The organism is Caballeronia sordidicola (assembly GCF_002220365.1).
Classification (GTDB): Bacteria; Pseudomonadota; Gammaproteobacteria; order Burkholderiales; family Burkholderiaceae; genus Caballeronia; species Caballeronia sordidicola_C.
The window spans coordinates 1-1,201 of record NZ_MTHB01000075.1 but is presented as its reverse complement, the minus strand read 5'-3'; the positions used below and the strand labels follow the sequence as shown (position 1 = coordinate 1,201).

General features: G+C 57.3%; 3 protein-coding genes and 1 pseudogene. 1 reads left to right on the top strand and 3 read right to left on the bottom strand.

Features of this window, described 5'->3' with window-relative positions; all coding sequences use genetic code 11:
• The 3 genes and pseudogenes from BSU04_RS12440 to BSU04_RS12430 all read right to left on the bottom strand — a co-directional run.
• Nucleotides 1-418, bottom strand: a 418-nt coding sequence (locus BSU04_RS12440) for a plasmid pRiA4b ORF-3 family protein (protein WP_144021211.1), incomplete at its 3' end; no start/stop codon positions are given.
• A 12-nt stretch (nucleotides 419-430) separates the two neighbouring features.
• Nucleotides 431-664: pseudogene (locus tag BSU04_RS12435) on the bottom strand (transposase domain-containing protein); the annotation flags it as partial.
• The gene (locus BSU04_RS12430; protein ID WP_218827269.1) at nucleotides 592-903 is read right to left on the bottom strand and encodes a hypothetical protein; all 312 of its coding nucleotides are present in this window, start codon (nucleotides 901-903) and stop codon (nucleotides 592-594) included. The gene BSU04_RS12430 and the pseudogene BSU04_RS12435, both read right to left, overlap by 73 nt.
• 67 nt (nucleotides 904-970) lie before the next feature.
• Here BSU04_RS12430 and BSU04_RS12425 point away from each other — a divergent pair, with 67 nt between their 5' ends.
• Entirely contained in the window at nucleotides 971-1,168 is a 198-nt protein-coding gene (locus tag BSU04_RS12425; RefSeq protein ID WP_089160889.1) for a hypothetical protein, read from the top strand.
• Nucleotides 1,169-1,201: the final 33 nt, after the last annotated feature.

The window sequence follows — 1,201 nt, the reverse complement described above, 5'->3', positions numbered from 1 at the left end:
AGCGTAAGTCGGGATCAGGCGGCAAGATCTTTTCGACTTTGACGCGATGTTGCCAATTGTCGCCAAAGTCGTAGATATAGGTGAACAATTTCCGATCACCAAGTGCCACCGCGAGGGTTGCCTTGGCTTCGTCTAACACAGGCGGATCGTCGGGGACATCGGGTCGGAAGAGCGGATCGACCTCCCCATAGTTTTTGTCTCCAATGACGTACTCATGCACGTGGCCACCGTCCCACCCCATGGTCATGAGCAAGATGACGTGAAGCCTGGAAAGCTCAACGGACCCGCGAACGAGAATCTGCCGCCAAATCGCCGGTCTGAGACCCAGTAGTTCAACCCGCAACTGATAGATGAACTCTGGAGAGCTGACCATTCGCAACGTGGGTTTGCGACTGCTTGATTTGCGTGCTTGAGCCATCGTGATGGTCCGTTAAGCTGCGAGCTGTGTGGCCTGTTCAACGGGCATCAGGCGCCACGGCAGCAGTTCGTCGACGCGGTTGATGGGATGATCGGCGATCCGTTCGAAGACAGCACGCAAATACGCGAATGGCTCTACATCGTTTAGGCGTGCCGTTCCGATCAGGCTATAGATTATCGCAGCGCTCTCGCCGCCGCCGTCGGACCCTGCGAACAGATAATTCCGGCGCCCAAGAACCAGTTCCCGTTCATTCTGCCCATATCGGGCAAGAAGTTGAAGTCCATTATCGTTGGCATCCGCTGTTTCGTCGTCGCGTCAAGGTTCGAGATGTTGAGCAGCGCGGCGGAGGTCGGGTCGTCCATATCGACGCGGGCGACAGTGAGGTTAGGGTCATTGCCGAATGGATGTTGGATGCTGCCGCATGCTCCGCTCTGGTTCTCGGCGATCCGCGCGTCAGCGTAGCGGCCTTGTGCAATCTGCACCAACTTCTTATCAATCGACATTTGCGCGGAAACTCAACGGACGATTCCACCATCGTCCGGGAGAAGCGCAATGCACAAGGCACCAAACGTCGTTCGGGCAGACCCGCAGTCGTTGCAACCGATATCGCGCCAGATGAACATGACGTTCGACTCGGTCGAGCTTCAGGGGATGAGCCCGGTGCAGCGTTCAAACGTCATCAGACCCCTCGCGAGCCTGCTAGCGCAGGCCGCCGGCGTCGCGCTAGCAAAGGAGCGTGACGATGAATAACGATGAACGTTTGCCCTCGCTGCTACTGAAGCG